The sequence below is a fragment of the Streptomyces griseorubiginosus genome (assembly GCF_001514195.1).
GTDB lineage: Bacteria > Actinomycetota > Actinomycetes > Streptomycetales > Streptomycetaceae > Streptomyces > Streptomyces griseorubiginosus.
On the sequence record NZ_KQ948737.1, the window covers coordinates 187287 to 203322 of the forward strand.

7 protein-coding genes are annotated in these 16036 nt (G+C 68.6%); 4 read left to right on the forward strand and 3 right to left on the reverse strand.

Annotation, left to right across the window (positions count from 1 at the left end; translation table 11 throughout):
* Positions 1 to 347: 347 nt before the first annotated feature.
* Entirely contained in the window at positions 348 to 1772 is a 1425-nt protein-coding gene (locus tag AQJ54_RS19405) for an MFS transporter (protein ID WP_248845386.1), read from the reverse strand.
* Positions 1773 to 1912: 140 nt separating this feature from the next.
* Here AQJ54_RS19405 and AQJ54_RS19410 point away from each other — a divergent pair, with 140 nt between their 5' ends.
* The 3 genes from AQJ54_RS19410 (at position 1913) to AQJ54_RS19420 (ending at position 7527) form a co-directional block, all read left to right on the forward strand.
* Complete coding sequence (locus AQJ54_RS19410) at positions 1913 to 2452, forward strand: winged helix-turn-helix transcriptional regulator (protein WP_079069930.1); 540 nt, start codon at positions 1913 to 1915, stop codon at positions 2450 to 2452.
* A gap of 244 nt (positions 2453 to 2696) precedes the next feature.
* On the forward strand, positions 2697 to 5132 hold the full coding sequence (locus AQJ54_RS19415) for a non-reducing end alpha-L-arabinofuranosidase family hydrolase (RefSeq protein ID WP_062238968.1): 2436 nt from the start codon (positions 2697 to 2699) through the stop codon (positions 5130 to 5132).
* A gap of 385 nt (positions 5133 to 5517) precedes the next feature.
* Positions 5518 to 7527, forward strand: a complete 2010-nt coding sequence (locus tag AQJ54_RS19420) for an alpha/beta hydrolase family protein (RefSeq protein ID WP_062238969.1) — start codon at positions 5518 to 5520, stop codon at positions 7525 to 7527.
* Between the two features lie 53 nt (positions 7528 to 7580).
* Here AQJ54_RS19420 and AQJ54_RS19425 read toward each other — a convergent pair whose 3' ends face one another.
* Both AQJ54_RS19425 and AQJ54_RS19430 read right to left on the reverse strand, forming a co-directional pair.
* Positions 7581 to 9635 (reverse strand): family 43 glycosylhydrolase, encoded by a 2055-nt coding sequence (locus AQJ54_RS19425; protein WP_062238971.1) that lies wholly within the window; start codon positions 9633 to 9635, stop codon positions 7581 to 7583.
* Positions 9636 to 9712: 77 nt separating this feature from the next.
* Complete coding sequence (locus AQJ54_RS19430) at positions 9713 to 12877, reverse strand: RICIN domain-containing protein (RefSeq protein WP_062238974.1); 3165 nt, start codon at positions 12875 to 12877, stop codon at positions 9713 to 9715.
* Positions 12878 to 13679: 802 nt separating this feature from the next.
* On the opposite strand from AQJ54_RS19430, the gene AQJ54_RS19435 reads away from it, so the two are divergent.
* Entirely contained in the window at positions 13680 to 15902 is a 2223-nt protein-coding gene (locus AQJ54_RS19435) for an alpha-L-fucosidase (RefSeq protein ID WP_062238976.1), read from the forward strand.
* Positions 15903 to 16036: the final 134 nt, after the last annotated feature.

The window sequence follows — 16036 nt, forward strand, 5'->3', positions numbered from 1 at the left end:
AGAAGCCCCGAGACCGGTCGCCGCGGCTCGCGCAAGGCCGCGGCGACCGTGGTGCGCAGGACGAACGGTCTCAAGCGGGCCGGGAAGCCTTCGCGAGGTGCCGCCCCTGAGTTCACGGCACGCAGGTGATGGGGTGGTCGTGGCGATGACAACCGCCTTCCGCCGACACGACCTGAAGATGCGCTCGGAGACCTCGACGTCGAAGCGGACGACGTCCAGCGCGGCGGCAGCCCGCGCCTCAGCGACAACGGCAACGGCAACGGCAACGGCAACAGCGCCCGAACGGCCCGTACGCCCGCCATCCAGTGCGTCGATCACTGGGCTCGCGCCCGGCGCGGAGGCAGCGATCACGCAGTGCGGCGCGGGTCGGTCAGGGAGGCGACCGGAGCGGGAGCCGAGGCGGCGGCCTCGCGGGTGCGGGCGGCAGTGCGGGTGATCCGCACACCGACGACGGCCGCGGCCACGCTCAGCGCCGCCGCCACCAGCCATGCGGCACGGAAGTCCTGCCGCTGCGCGGGACCGACGTGGGTGCCGACGATGGCGACGAGGAGCGCGACTCCCACGGTGGCGGATATCTGGCGTACGGAGTTGACCAGGGCCGATCCGGTGGCCGCGCGGTGGCCGGGCAAGGAGCTGACACCGGCGGCGACCAGGGTGCCGAGGGTCAGGCCGACGCCCACGCCGCCCAGGACCTGGCTGGGCAGCAGGTCGAGCCAGTAGTCGGCTTTCAGGGAGGCGAAGCAGGTGCGCCAGAGCATCCCGGCGGCGAAGAGCAGTCCGCCCGTCGTCACCAGCGGCCCGTGGCCCAGGCGTTGTGCGGCGCGCGCGGTGAGCAGGGTGACGACGGGGACCAGGGCGGGGCCGGGCACCATGGCCACGCCGGTGCGCAGGGCGCTCCAGTGCCAGATCTCCTGGCACCACAGGACGTTCGACAACAGCATGATGGCGAAGGCGACGCCGAACACGAACGTGCCGGCGCTCGCGGCGCCGAACTGCGGAAGGCGCAGCAGGGGCAGCTCGAACAGCGGGTGAGCGTGCTGGAGCGAGCGGCGGACGAACACGGCGGCACTGACCAGCGCGAGGGCGAACAACGTGACACTCCTGGCGTCCAGCCAGCCCCAGTCCGGCGCCTGGACCAGTCCGCCGGACAGGGCGGCGATCGCCAGGGTGATCAGCAGGGCGCCCATCAGGTCGGGCAGGCGGCCCTGCTCCCGGCGCGTGGTCGAGGGCAGGACCCGCAGCCCGGCCACGACGGTGGCGATGCCGAGGGGGACGTTGATCACGAAGACCCAGCGCCAGTCGACCTGGACCAGCAGTCCGCCGGCGACGGGGCCCGCGGCGGCGGCGAGCCCGCCGACGGCCGCCCAGTTGCGGGTGGCGCGCGTGCGGTGCTCCGCCGGCACGGAGGCCAGCAGGAGCGCCAGGGAGGTGGGCAGCTGGGCGGCGGCGCCTGCCGCTTGCAGGGCTCGGGCGGCCACCAGTGTCCCCAGGTCCGGCGCCAGGGCGCAGGCCAGCGAGGCGAGCGTGAAGACGCTGACACCGGCGAGGAACACCGGCCGCTGCCCGATCCGGTCCCCCATACGACCCGCGACGACCAGGAGGGCCGCCAGGACGATGGCGTAGGCGTTGAGCACCCAGGACAAGGAGCCCAGCGTGGCCACCCGGCCGGAGGAGGAGGCGAAGGACGAACCCATGGCGGGCAGCGCCACGTTGACGATCCACAGATCGAGGTTGGTCATGAAGACCGCCAGAAGGATGACGGTCGACGCCACACGTTGCTTTGAAAACCAAACCAATGGGCTCATGGATCCAGCGAAGCACGACGCGTTTTGAGATTCAAACCACAGCAGGGTCGCGGGTCCCGACATTGCCCAAGCTTTGATATTCAAAGCTCGCGCGGGATACTGGGAGCGTGACCACACCACGCATCGACCCGTACGAGGTCCCCGGCCGCCCCTGTTCGATCGCGGCCGCCCTTCAGGTGGTGGGCGACCGGTGGTCGCTGCTCGCCGTCCGCGAGGTTTCCTTCGGCAACCACCGCTTCCGCCAGATCGCCAAGAACACCGGCGCCCCCACCGACCGGCTGTCCGCCCGGCTCAAGAGCCTGGTCGCCGACGGCGTCCTGGAGCGCCGCCCGCTGCCCGACGAGCCGCGCCACGACGGCTACTACCTCACCGAGGCCGGCCGCGACCTGCTCGGCGTCATCCGCGAACTGCTGCGCTGGGGAGACCGCTGGCTGACCACCTCCCCACCCATGCAACTGCGCCACCACGACCACGACTTCACCCCCCGGCCGACCTGCGCCCACTGCGGCGAGCAGGTCACCCCGGGCGAGGTGCACGCCGAGGTGACCGCGGAGGGCTGGACACTGGCGGGGCCGGTCGTGGCCCCCGACGGCGTGCACGCCGCCCATGAACGGCCTGGAGGTGCCACGCGACGACGGCGTGGGTGAGGCTGGGTGCGCCCAACCCGCGACACAACCGGCCCTCGGGTCACCGGCCGGCAGCGTCGAGGTCAGTGAAGTGCGGCGCCTTCCTTGGCCTGCGGGCCACATTCCTCCCCGATCACGGCAACCTTTGTGCCCCTTACGGCAACTGGCAGGCAACTGGGTCCCAGAGCAAGGCCCACCGTGCAAGAAAGACAGGCCGTTGCCAGATCAGAACCGCTCTCATCGCCGCCGTCCGGCAATCCGCCGCGTGATCGCCGCCGCCGCGGTCCTCGCCGCCGCGGGGGCCGCCGTACCGCTGGTCGCACTGGCCGCACGCACGCCGGAGGACCGCACGCCGACCACGGTCGCCGACGCGGCCGGCGGCAGCGGCCGTTACTTCGGGACGGCAGTGGCCGCGGGCAGGCTCGGCGACTCCACGTACTCCGCCATCCTCGACCGGGAATTCGACATGATCACCCCGGAGAACGAGATGAAGTGGGACGCCGTCGAACCCTCCCGCGGATCGTTCAGCTTCGCCGCCGCCGACTCGATCGTCAGCCACGCCTCCACGCACGGCCAGCGCCTGCGCGGCCACACCCTGGTCTGGCACTCCCAGTTGCCCGGCTGGGTCAAGTCCATCACCGACGCCAACACCCTGCGCAGTGTGATGAAGAACCACATCACCACCGAGATGGCCCACTTCAAGGGCAAGATCTACGCCTGGGATGTGGTCAACGAGGCCTTCGCCGACGGCGGCAGCGGCCGGCACCGCAGCTCGGTCTTCCAGGACGTGCTCGGCAACGGCTTCATCGAGGAGGCCTTCCGCACCGCCCGGACCGCCGACCCCTCCGCCAAGCTCTGCTACAACGACTACAACATCGAGAACTGGTCCGACGCCAAGACCCAGGGCGTCTACAAGATGGTCAAGGACTTCAAGTCCCGCGGTGTGCCCATCGACTGCGTCGGCTTCCAGAGCCACTTCGGCGCCGGCGGCCCGCCCGCCGGCTTCCGGACCACCCTGTCCAACTTCGCCGCGCTCGGCGTGGACGTGCAGATCACCGAGCTCGACATCGCCCAGGCGTCCGCCACCGCGTACACCGACGCCGTCCGGGACTGCCTCGAGGTCGCACGCTGCACGGGCATCACGGTGTGGGGCATCCGGGACAGCGACTCCTGGCGCACCGGTGAGAACGCGCTGCTGTTCGACGCGGGTGGCACCAAGAAGCCCGCTTACAGCGCGGTGCTCGCCACGCTGAACAGTGTCGGCAGTGCGGGCAGCTCCGGCAGCGGCGGCACACAGGCTGGGGAGATCGCTTCCGGCACCGTCTACACGCTCGCCAACGCAGCCGCCGGACGCGTGCTCGACGAGCCCGCGGGACAGAACGGCAACGGCACCGCTCTTCAGGTGTGGGACGCCGGCGGGGCCTCCAACCAGCAGTGGAAGGTCGTACGGAACAGCGACGGCTCCTACACGCTCACGAACGTCGCCAGCGGCCGCGTACTGGACGAACCGGCGGGCCGGACGGCAAATGGGACCAGGCCGACGGTGTGGGACGCCAACGGCGGCGCCCACCAGCACTGGAAGGCCCAGCGGAACAGTGACGGCACCTACACGCTGACCAACGTCGCCAGCGGCCGGGCGCTGGAGATCCCCGGAGGCAAGACCGCCAACGGCACTCCCGTCCAGATCTGGGACACCAACGGCGGCGGCAACCAGCGCTGGACCTTCCAGGCGACCGCGGCGCCGAAGAGCGAGACGACCGCGGCGCCGACGAGCCACACGTGTGCTCTTCCGTCGACGTACCGGTGGACCTCGACGGGCGCGCTGGCGCTGCCAGCCAACGGGTGGGCCTCGCTGAAGGACTTCACCACCGTCACCTACAACGGCAAGCACCTGGTCTACGGGTCCGACTTCTCGGGCTCGGCCTACGGCTCGATGGCGTTCAGCCCCTTCACGAACTGGTCGGACATGGCATCCGCCCGCCAGACCGGCATGCGCCAGAACGCGGTGGCACCGACGCTGTTCTACTTCGCGCCCAAGAAGATCTGGGTGCTGGCGTCCCAGTGGAGCGGCGGCTGGGCCTTCAACTACCGCACCTCCAGCGACCCCACCGACCCGAACAGCTGGTCCGCGCCGCAGCCGCTGTTCACCGGCAGCATCCCCCGCTCGGAGTCCGCCACGGGCCCGATCGACCAGACCCTGATCGCCGACGACAAGAACATGTACCTGTTCTTCGCCGGTGACAACGGCAAGATCTACAAGTCGAGCATGCCGATCGGCGACTTCCCGGGCAGCTTCGGCTCGTCGTACACGACGGTCATGAGCGACACGACGAAGAACCTGTTCGAGGCGCCGCAGGTGTACAAGGTCCAGGGCCAGAACCAGTACCTCATGATCGTCGAAGCGCGGGGCGCGAGTGAGCAGCGCTACTTCCGCTCCTTCACCGCCGCCAGCCTGAACGGTCCGTGGACCCCGCAGGCCGCCACCGAGTCCAACCCCTTCGCCGGCAAGGCCAACAGCGGCGCCACCTGGACCAACGACATAAGTCACGGTGACCTGGTCCGCAACAACCCCGACCAGACCATGACCATCGACCCCTGCAACCTTCAGTTCCTGTACCAGGGCAAGTCCCCTGACACACCGCAGAACACCTCCTACGACAACCTGCCGTATCGGCCCGGCATCCTCACCTTGCGGCACTGAGCCGCCCGGCCCGCACTCACTCCTCGAGGAACCCCGGTCGTGCGTCGGCTGGGGTTCCTCTGTATCTCCACCCACGTCTGTGCGGCACCGGCGGTCCGCGTTGCCTCGACACCGGCCCTTTCGACGAAACGGCATTCCCGTGCTCATTACTCGCCCCCCTCCCTCCCCAGGTTCGCGGCCGCACTCGGCAGCGAGACCCGTGTGCTGTCCGACGGGCGCACTGTGGCACCGGAGCAGGTGCCGGAGGAGTTCGCCCGGACGGTGCCGGCCTGGGTGGAACACCGCCCCGGTGGCGACGGCGCCTGAGTTCCCGCGGGCCGGCGATCCCCGTCGAAGTCGGTCGGCGCGTGGTGGTGATCGTGGTGCGCGGGTGACAATCGTCCGCATGATGGAGTCCTCCGGTGGTCCGTCCACCTTCCGTGACCTGTCCGCCTTCGTCGCCTGTTCTCGCGTCAACTCCCTTGCCCTGTCGGTCGACGGCACTCGGCTGGTCGCCTCCGTGCAGTCGCTGTCCGGGGACGGGACGCGGTTCGTGTCCGGCCTGTGGGAGATCGATCAGACCGGTGAACGCGACGCGCTACGGCTGACCCAGTCCGACAAGGGCGAGTCGGCACCGGTGTTCGGCCCGGACGGCACGCTGTACTTCCTGTCGGAACGCGCCGCAGCGGAGGGAGATGAGGACGAGGGCCCCGCGCTGTGGGCGCTGCCACCGCGCGGGGAGGCCGTCGTCGTGGCCCGGCACGCGGGCGGAATCACCGCGGCGACCGTCGCCCGGGACTCCGGCGCACTGTGCCTCACCGCGGGGCTGCTGCCCGGTGCCGCCGACGCCGAGGCGCACGGCAAGCTGCGCGCGGCACGCAAGGACGCGAAGGTCACCGCGATCCTGTACGAGGGCGGGCCGACCCGCGCCTGGGACCACGACCTCGGCCCGGCGGAGCCGCACATCTTCGTCCGGGCCTCGGTGGACGCCGAGCCCGTCGTGGCCGGCGGGCAGGGCATCGGTCTGGAGGATCCCGGGGACGCGGTGCTGTCGCCGGACGGCACTCGGGTCGCGTACCGCCGGTTCATACCCGGGCAGGTCCCGGACCGGCATCGCACCGCCGTGGTGGTGGCCGACGCGGTGAGCGGTGAGGAGGTCCACGTCGTCGGTGATCTGGAGCACCTCTACGAGGGGCCGCGATTCACCCACGACGGATCGGCCGTGGTGTGCTGCCGGATGCGCTACGCGACGTACGAAGAGCCCTGGGACGCGACTCTGGTCCGGATCGACCTGGCCGACGGCACGGTGCAGGACCTGCTGCCAGGTTTCGACAACTGGCCCGGTGGCGTGGTCTGTTCGCCGGTGGACGACACGCTCTTCTTCACGTCCGACGAGCAGGGGCACGCCCCCGTCTTCCGGCGCGACCCGGACGGCGGCGTCACCCGCCTCACCGCGTCGGGTGCGTACGCTTCGCTGACCGTGTCCCCCGACGGGCGCACGCTCTACGCCCTGCGCCATGCGGTCGACGCGCCGCCGACGCCGGTGCGGATCGACGCAGACGCCGCTGACCAGACTCCGGCACAGCTGCCTGCGCCGGGTGGCGTCGGGGAGTTGCCCGGAACCCTCACCGAGGTGCACGTGGAGGCGGACGACGGGTTCCTGCTGCGCGGCTGGCTCGTCCTGCCCGAGGGCGCGTCCGCCGAACGGCCCGCTCCCCTGCTGGTCGCCGTCCACGGAGGACCGCACTCCAGCTGGAACGGCTGGACCTGGCGCTGGAACCCCTGGCCGTTCGCCGCGCGCGGGTACGCGGTGCTGCTGCCGGATCCGGCCCTGTCGACGGGCTACGGGCAGCTCAACCACCGGCGTGGCTGGGGGCAGTGGGGCGGGCGCCCCTACACGGACGTGATCGCGCTGACCGACGCCGCCGAGGCCCGCGACGACATCGATGCCTCACGCACCGCGCTCGCCGGCGGCTCGTACGGCGGATACATGGCGAACCGCGTCGCCACCCGCACGGACCGGTTCAAGGCGATCGTCAGCCATGCGGGGCTGTGGGACCTGCGGATGTTCCAGGGCGACACCGATGTGCCCTGGTACTTCCAGCGGATCTTCGGCGATCCGCTCACCCGCCCCGACCGGTACGAGGCCGACTCGCCGCACCTCGACATCGCGAAGATCCGCACCCCGATGCTGATCATCCACGGGGCGAAGGACTACCGCGTGCCCGTCGGGCAGGGCGCCACGCTCTTCCAGGAACTCCAACGGCACCAAGTCCCGGCGAAGTACCTCTACTTCCCCGACGAGAACCACTGGATCCTGAAGCCGAACCACGCGCGCGTGTGGTACGAGACGTTCCTCAACTTCCTGGACCACCAGGTTCTCGGCACGGCGTGGCAGCAGCCCGGGCTGCTCTGACCGGACGGACGAGCGGTGTGCACCTTCACCATGCACACCGCTCGGTGACCGTCCTACTGCCCGGGGACGCGTTTGAAGGTCCACTGCTGGTTGGTGCTGCCCCTGTCGGTGTACTGGATGAGCGCGGCGCCGTCGGCCGTGCTGCCACCGGTGACATCCAGCACCTTGCCGCTGTTGCGGTTGACCACGGTGAACGCGCCTCCGGTCAGCGGGCGCAGTTGCCATTGCTGGCTGGCGCGGCCGTCCGCGGTCGACTGTACGATCCGCGCGCCGTCCGCGGTCGAGGAGCCCGATACGTCGAGGACCTTGCCGCTGCGGACGCAGGTGATGGTGTGATAGCCGTCCGCGGTGGACTGGAAGGTCCACTGCTGGTTCGCTGCGGCTCTGTCGGGCCACTGGATCAGGCCGGCGCCGTCCGCGGTCGAGCCACCGGAGACGTCGGCGACCTTGCCGCTGCGCACACTGACACACGTGTAGGCCCTGGCGGGGGCGATGGTGTACTGCACGGAGTCGACGTCGACGTAGCCGGTGTTGGTGGGGTTGTAGGTGTACAGGCCGATCCGGTCGCCGCGGTATCCGCCCCAGGTGAGTTGATAGGTCCCGCCGACGGAGGTGAACGCACTGCCGTCGAGGCTGTAGGAGAACTGGCTGACGCCGTTGACGTCCCACGTGGTGCGCAGCCACACGGCGTTCTGCGTGACGACCGGGCCGTTGGTGAGGGTGCCGCCGGCGTTGTACGCGAGCGCGGTGGTGCTACCGGAGCGGCGGACGCCCAACCCGGCGTAGGTGGCGGCGTAGTGGCACAGTCCGGCGTGCTGGCCGTCGGCGAGGCCGGCCAGTTCCAGGCGGACCGTCACGGTCCCCCCGCCCGCGGTGCGCAGCACCCGTTGGGTGAGGGTGTTGCCGACCTTGGTCAGGTTGTCGCCAGCCAGTGGGGCGAACGCCTTCAGCCGGAGGTAGCCGGGGCGTTCGGTCAACGACCAGTGATCCGCGCGGGGTTGGTAGTACCACTCCCACTGGGGCTTGAGGCGGGTGTCGGTGAACAGGTCGCTGGTCACCACGGAGGGAAGCGCGTCGACCGGCAGTCCGGGTGTGCCGCCGGCGGGGACCTGGCCGGTCCACGCCATGGTGCCGATGCCGTCGGTGCCGACCTGGCCCAGGATGGGCCAGCCGTCGATCCAGGTCACGGGCAGCAGGGACAGCACGCGCCCCTCCCAGTCACCGTGGCCGTGGTGGGTCACGAAGTACCAGGCACCGTCCGGGGTCTGCACGAGCCCGCCCTGGTTGGGCTCGCGGTCCGCCGAGGTGTTGACGTGCAACAACTGCTTGGTCTCGTAGGGGCCGTAGAGGTTGGAGCTGCGGTTCATCATCAGCACCCGGCCCTCGGACTTCACCTCGCTGTACAGGTGGTAGTAGAGGCCGTTGATCTTGTACAGCTTGTTGGCCTCGCTGCCCGAAGACTGGTGGATGACCGTGGGTGAGCCGACCAGCGACTTGCCGTCCGCGGACAGCCTGAACAGGTTGATCTTGTAGCCGTCCGAGTAGTGCGAGGTGACCAGGTAGCCCTGCCCGTCGTCGTCCCAGAACGGGCACGGGTCATCCCAGCCGGAGGTCCGCCACACCGCCGTCAGCGGATCCCAGGGCCCTTCCGGTGACGCGGCCGAGGTCATGAAGAAGCCTTCGTCGGGGGTGTTGAAGTACACCCAGTACCGGCCCGCGTGGAAGCGGATGGCCCCCGCCCACACGCCGCGGCCGTAGCGGTTCATCCGGTCCCAGTTGAGTTCCGACCCGATCTGGGTCACGTCACCGACCGCGCCGCCGAGCGTGCGCCAGTTGACCAGGTCCTTCGAGTGCAGCACGGCGACACCCGGCGAGTAGCCGAACGTGCTGGTGATGCCGTAGTAGTCGGTGCCGACGCGGATGCAGTCCCAGTCGCTGAAGTCGCCCGGGAGGACGGGGTTGACGTAGGTGCCGTCGCCCTGGTCGCCCCACTTTCCGGCCGACAGTGCGGCTGCCGCTGCTCTGCCCGGTGACAGCAGGCCCGGCAGCAGGAGTGCGCCGGTGCCGACCGCGGCGAGTCGGCCGAGTTGTCGTCTGGTGATGTCCACAGGCCCTGTCCCTAGGTAGGCGTCATCACATGTGAGGGGGTGCTGCGCGATTCGAATGCGTGGTGATGCCGGGCGGTTCAGTCGACGCTGACGACCTTCCAGAGCTGGCTGTCGGCGTTCGTGTCCGTGGACTGGACGAGCTGAGTGCCGCTCGAGGACACGTCGAGCACCTTGCCGCTGTTCACGTTCTTGATCTTGTAGTAGCCGTTCCCGGAGGCGGTCAGGGTCCAGTGCTGGTTCGCGACGTTGGTGTCGGACGACTGGACGATGGTCGCGCCGTCCGCGGTGGCAGCACCGCTGACGTCCATGAGCAGGGCACTGTTCCGGGTGACGATCTCGTAGCTGCCGTCACCCACCGGCACGAAGCGCCAGTTCTGGTTCCCCGCCCCGGAGTCGGTCCACTGGATGATGTTGGCTCCGGCGGACAGCGATCCACCTGACACGTCGATGGCCTTGTTGCTGCCCTTGTTGACGACCTTGTAGTTGGCGTTCTTCGCGGGGAACTGGATGGCGGCGAACGCGTCCAGCGCGCAGACGGTGTTGGAGGCGGCGGAGTTCTTCGTCCCCGTGCAGACCACCTTGATCGTGTGCGGGCCCGCGGCCAGGTTCGTCCTCTCGAACAGTGGCACCTGTTTCGTCACCGTCGCGGCGTAGGCGTCGATGGCTGCCTGGGCGAGGGTGCCGTCGAGGTAGACGTCGACCTTGCCCATGTTGGGCTGCGTCATGCTCAGGTAGCGGACGCCCGTGCCGGTGAACGAGAACTCGGCGTAGTTGCCGGCGGTGTTCGTGAACATCTCGGACCCGTTCATGTCCTTGGTGTCGTTCCAGTTCGACCAGGTCCCGGAGTAGGTCACCCCGGCCGCCTTGTCGTCGACGTGGTTCCAGCGCTGCCGCACCAGGGCCTTCGACGCGGGGGACGCGTTGCCCTGGGCGTCCACGACATAGAGGCGATAGTCACCGGCCGTCTGCGGGACGCGGACGCTGGTCGCGGTGCCGCTCGCGCTGGTCATGGTGGGACCGGCGGCGAACGTCGTCGTGCCGGCGGGTGCCAGCCACAGCGTCTTGGTCGCGTCCTTGGGGCTGCGCACCGGAACGGTCATCACGCCGGTGCCGGCGAAGGTGCTCGCGGGCAGCGCGTAGTCCTGCGGGGCCGTGACCGCGGCGGGCAGCAGGTTCTTGTACGCCTCCTCCAGACCCGCGTTCAGGGCGATGCCGTAGGCCTGGGCCGGCCACACGTTGTCCCCGTAGCCCCGCACGTCCTGGATCGTGCTGTTCGGGACGTTCCTGTCGAAGATCTTGTTCAGGGTGCCGTAGTTGTTGGTGATGGTCAGGTCGTGCTGGCGGCCCCAGGTGCCGGAGTTGACGGTGTACGCCAGGCCGGGATCGACGTCGAACACGTTGTCGTGGTAGCTGATGAAGGCTGAGCCTTCATCGGGGTGCAGGCCGTACTTGTGACCGGCCGGGACGCCCTTGATGTAGTTGTTGCTGATCTCGGTGCCCGGCTGGCTGCCCAGCGTGTAGATGGGAGCGGAGTCGCCGAGCACCTGCATGGTGTCGATCAGCTCGTTGTACTTGACGGTGTTGTTCTTCGCCGTGGTGGTCGGGTTCCCGGGATTGATCGAGTTCGTCGAGCCGTCGAAGTTCCACCACCCCCAGCCGAGCGTGATACCCGCCCACGGGGACTTCTCGATCCGGTTGTGCTCGACGTCCAGCGTGTCGACGAAGTACGCCGAGACCGGGCTGGAGCCCTGGAACAGCACCGCGCTGTCGTAGAGGTAGTTGTCCCTGACGGTGATGTTCTTGCAGACGCCCTCGACGTTCACGGGGTACTTCTCGTGGTTGGTCGGGGTGTAGTCCCCGATGTACACGTGCTGGGGGTGTCCCACGGTGAGGGCGGACCCGGCGATGTCGTTCGTGACGTTGCCGGTCAGCTGAGAGTCCGTCACGTCGTTGGCCAGGGTGATGCCGTCGGCGCCGGCGTGCTGCACGGTGTTGCCCTGCAGGACGATTCCGTCGGCGTTCTCGATCTGGACGGCCGCGGGCGGCAGGTCGACGTTGCGGTAGGTGTACGCGTGGAAGTTCTGCCGCGCGTACACGTTCGAGCCGGCGTTGCCCTGCGTTCCCTGCCGGAAGACGGAGCCCGCGACATTGGTCAGGTTCCAGTCGGAGTGCTCGACCGTGAGCCCGGAGAACGTGAGGTTCCGCGCGTGGTCGGTCCTCGACGTGCCGGCGATCTTGAGGAGGGTGGACACGTTGTTCGGCGCGAAGACCTGCGCCGACGTCATGTCCTCGGAGCTGGACTTGTAGTAGTAGACCGTGTGCGTGCTCTTGTCGAAGTAGAACTCGCCCGGCTGGTCCAGGAACTCGTACGCGTTCATGAACGTATGGCTGCCGCCGGCTCTGAAGGGGCCGTACGGCGGTGCCTGGGCGATGGCCGCACCCGGCTGCTGGAACAGGGCGACGCGGTTGGCGCCGTCCGAGCTGGTGGTGATCTGACGGACGCCCACGATGGCAGTGGTCCAGGTCGTCGCCGACACGATCTCGACGTCGTCCTGGTGGGACGCGATGGCCGGCAGGTCGGAGAGGCTGTACTTGGCTCCGTCGCACTGGGAACCCGACTCCCACGCCCAGGGAGCCTGGCCGGCCGTCACGGTGTAAGTCCCGTAGCATCCGGCCGAGTTGATCGTCTTGGAGGCCATCTGGGCGCGCTTGCCGTTGACGTAGAGGGCGCGGAGCTTGTCGTCGCGGTTGAGGGTGGCCTTCCAGATGTTCCCGCTGTGCTGGGTCCAGCCGGACACCTGAACGCCTGCGTCCAGCACCGGCTTCTCGCCCGGGTAGGCGGAGTACACGACATGGTGGCCGTTCGTTCCGGAGTCGGCCGAGGTGAAGTCGATCGTGCTGCCGACCGGGTAAGTGCCGCCCCGGAGATAGACGTTGATGTCCCCGGTCATGTTGCCGTTGACCGTGCGCACGACGTCCCGGGCGTGCTGGAGGGTCTTGAACGGTGCGGAAATGGTCCCGGAGTTGGAGTCGCTGCCGTCGGGGGCCACGTAGTAGGTGGCCTGGGTCGCGGCCGAGGCCGGCGTCGGCGTTGCGAGGGAGCCCAGCACGACAGCGGAGACCGCGGCCGGGAGCGCTGCCGCCAGGCGGCGGAAGACGGAGGAGGTGGCGGCGGTGGCGGCGGTGGCGGCGGCCGGGGGTCTGCCCCTCCAGTTGGTTCGGACGGTCGGTTGAGCGTTCATGCGTCGGCTCCTGCGGAGTTGTCGGGCTGGGGAGCGGAACTTCCTCGTAGCGCAATCCCTGAGCGTCCGGCGGCCTCAGTGGGGCGGTCGGCCGTGCCCGGCCGCAGGTCCGGAGCCGAACGCTCTCTTTGGGCCGAACGAAGGCATGTTGACGGTCATGAGTGACGGACTCCACTGGGGTTCACAGATACCCCCGAGCAAGTCGGGGGCGACGGCTTGGACAGGCCGACGCCGACCGTCCCTGGAAGGCGTCGGCCGCTTAAGGCGGCTTGAGCGTCACCGACGTGGAAGAAATTAGCCGTCTTATCAAGGGGTTCGTCAAGGGTGCGTACGGCGTTCGTTCGATCCCAGGCGCAATCGCGAGGAACTGACGCGTAATCTCGTCCGCTATAAGGCATTTGACGGCATGAGGATCCAGAGCCCTCGTTGCGGGTCGCGCCAAAATGAGTACTACTTATCGTTTCCAGCCGCTCGTTGACACCCAGGCGCCGCAACACCATCAGTTCACCGACGCACAGCCCGAAGACATGCCATGTCTACCAGGGAAGTAACGGGCAAATAGCTGCACATAACGGTGGAAAGTTACAAGGAGGAGCAAGCTTTCATCCCTGCACGCCCGTTGACAGGGACCCGGCGCGTGCCGCAGCTTCATGCGTGACATCACGCCCACGCTGCGCAAGGTTCCCGAGAGGCTCCGGGCGCCGAAAGAGTCAATTCGCAGCCGGTGATGCCCTTCGCGCCGACAGAAGTGCCACCGACCACCGGCCCGGTCTCTCACCACAGCTCCGACGGAGGTACCACCATGATCAGCAGACGCCAGTTCCTGGCCAGCGCCACGGGTGTCGCGGCAGCGGCGGCCGTGGGGAACGTCCTCACCGCAGGCACCGCCCGCGCCGCGACCACCTACACGCCCACGTGGGCCTCGGTCGACCAACACACCGCATCTCCCGAGTGGTTCAAAGACGCCAAGTTCGGCATCTACTACCACTGGGGCGTGTTCAGCGTCCCCGCCTACGACAGCGAGTGGTACCCGCGCAACATGTACATCAGCGGGAGCAAGGCCAACACCCACCACATCGCCACGTACGGCGACCCGTCGGCGTGGCCGTACCACAACTTCATCAACGGCGCGAACGACCTGAACGGCAACTTCAACAAGTTCGCCCCGAAGCTGAAGTCCGCGGGCGGAAACTTCGACCCGGACGAGTGGGCGCAGCTGTTCGCCGACGCCGGTGCCCGGTTCGCCGGCCCGGTCGCCGAGCACCACGACGGATTCTCCATGTGGAACAGCTCGGTCAACGAGTGGAACTCCGTCGCGAAGGGCCCCCAGCTCAACCTGCTGCAGTTGTTCACCGACTCCATCCGCGCCAAGGGGCTGAAGCTCCTGGTGGCCATGCACCACGCGTTCAACTTCAACGGCTTCTACGACCACGCGCCCGCACAGTCCGACCCGAGCCTCCAGAAGCTGTACGGGCAGTTGGGCACCACTGCCGAGAACCAGCTGTGGTACGACAAGCTCAAGGAGGTCATCGACCTCGCCAAGCCCGACATCATCTGGCAGGACTTCGACCTGAACAAGGTCAACCAGACGCAGCAGCTGAACTTCCTGTCGTACTACTACAACCAGGCCGAGGCGTGGGGTCGCGAAGTCGTCGCCACCTACAAGGACGGCTTCAACGGACACGGCGAGGTCTTCGACTACGAGCGCGGCGGCCCCGGCGACATCACCGCCCCCTACTGGCTCACCGACGACAGCATCTCCAGCTCCAGCTGGTGCTACACGAACGGGATCGGCTACTACAGCACCCAGCAGATGCTGCACTCGCTGATCGACCGGGTCAGCAAGAACGGCAACATGCTGCTCAACATCGCCCCGATGGCGGACGGTACGATCCCCCAGGCCCAGAAGGACATCCTCCTCGGCATCGGCGACTACCTGAAGCGCTTCGGCGAGTCGGTCTACTCAACCCGGGCCTGGACCACGTACGGCGAGGGTCCCACGCACATGGGCGGTGGCGCCTTCACCGCCCCGAAGGTCGGTACCGCGCAGGACATCCGCTTCACCCGGAGCAAGAACAACACCGTCCTGTACGCCACGGTCCTCGGCTGGCCGGGCAGCGCCCTGAACATATCGACACTCAACTCGGCCCGGATCAACGTCGGTTCCCTGACCTCGGCGCAGCTGCTGAACCCCACCGCCGGCACGTACACGAGCCTGCCCACGCCGACGCAAGACTCGGCCGGGCTGCATGTGACGCTGCCGTCGTCGTCGGCGCCGTTCTCCGCCCTCGCCTACGTCGTGAAGCTGACCTTCTCCGGTCAGATCCCGACCCTGAAGCCACAGTCCGGGGCCGTCGCCTACCAGGACGTCAACTACCTGGGCGGCTCAGCCGTGCTCCAGATCGGCACCTACACCGCCGACCAGTTGTCGCTCGCCGGCCTGCCCAGCCGCACGCTGTCCTCGCTGAAACTGGCCCCCGGCCACCAGATCATCGGCTACTCCGGTGACAACTTCACCGGCACCGCCTGGACCTTCACCGCCGACACCGCCGACCTGCGGCCCAGCGGCACCAACGACGCCGTCGTGTCGATGAAGGTGCAGCTCAACCCCTCGGCATGGTTCAGGATCACCAACGTCACCGACGGACTCGTCCTGGACAGCGGCGGAAACGTCCCCAGCGGCTCCAACCTCAAGCAGTGGACGTGGAACGGCAGCACCAACCTCCAGTGGCAGGCCGTCGAGCTCGGCACCGGCTACTACAAGCTGGTCAACCGCGCCAACGGCATGGTCGCCGACGGCGGCGGCGCCACCACGAACGGCTCCCCCGCCCTGGAAGCCACCTGGGACGGCAGCACCAAGCAGCAGTGGCAGCTCAGGTACCAGGGTGGCGGCAGATACTGGATCACCAACCGCGCCACCGGCCTCGTCCTCGACGGCGGCGGCAACGTGCCCTCGGGCTCCGTGACCAAGCAGTGGTCAGGGAACAGCAGCACCAACGTGCAGTGGACCTTCACCGCGGTCTGAACCGGCGGGACGAACGAAGCCGTTGCAGCAGCTCCGGCCGCCGACGAGGAGAAGCGGCGGGCGAGCCGCGTTCACCGGAAGGTCCTCCTGGGCGGCTCGCTCCCGGAGAGCGACGTGGTCGGCTGATCGTGGGA